The sequence below is a fragment of the Alcanivorax sp. HI0083 genome, assembly GCF_001635175.1.
On the sequence record NZ_LWFX01000622.1, the window covers coordinates 1 to 766 of the forward strand.

Genomic DNA, 766 nt, shown 5'->3' on the forward strand with positions numbered 1-766 from the left:
TCAGCCCCCACTCCCATTGAGGAGTAGGTCGAATTAACCTGAAAGGCGTAATCCGACACTCAACGGAAAAGGCAGCAGAAACGGCCGATAGTCGGCTTACGGCTACGCCTAAGCAGACCTACGAATCAGGATTCAGCCCTACTGCTCAAACAAACCTTTAACCGGCATCAAATCCGGGTAGTCGGCCTGCTTCTTTTTCGCCTTGGCCTGAAACGACAACATCATGTCATCGTGGCGGAACATGCCCGCCTGCCAGGTGGCCATGTATTTAAGGCTGTCTTCCACGCTGTGGTCACGGCTGTAGTTAAGCATTTCCTTACAGCCCAGAACGGCCAGGGGAGAATTGGCAGCGATCTCTTTGGCAATCTCCATCACCCCTGCCAACATGCTTTCGGCATCATCATAAACCCGGTTGACCAACCCTTGCTCCGCCGCTTCCCAGGCGCTGAAATTGCGGCCGGTATAGGCCAGCTCACGGACCAACCCCTGGGGCATCAGCTTGGGCAGGCGCTGCAGCGTACCCACGTCTGCCGTCATTCCCAGGCTGGTTTCCTTGATGGTGAAGAACGCATCCTGGCTGCAATAGCGACTGTCTGCCGCGCACACCAGGTCCAGCGCACCGCCCACGCAGCCGCCCTGAATCGCCACCAGCACAGGCATGCGTACTTGCTCCAGTACACTCAGGCAATCCTGCAGCTGCAACACCACCCGGCGCAGGTTTTCTGCCATGCGCCCCGGATCGCCAGCCATGGGCACAGCGTCTGCA

The 766-nt window shown here is 58.1% G+C and carries 1 protein-coding gene; it reads right to left on the bottom strand.

All coding sequences use genetic code 11. From position 1 onward, the window contains the following. Nucleotides 1-138: 138 nt before the first annotated feature. The coding region (locus tag A3754_RS06255; RefSeq protein ID WP_063519107.1) for an enoyl-CoA hydratase-related protein at nucleotides 139-766 on the bottom strand (628 nt) is incomplete at its 5' end.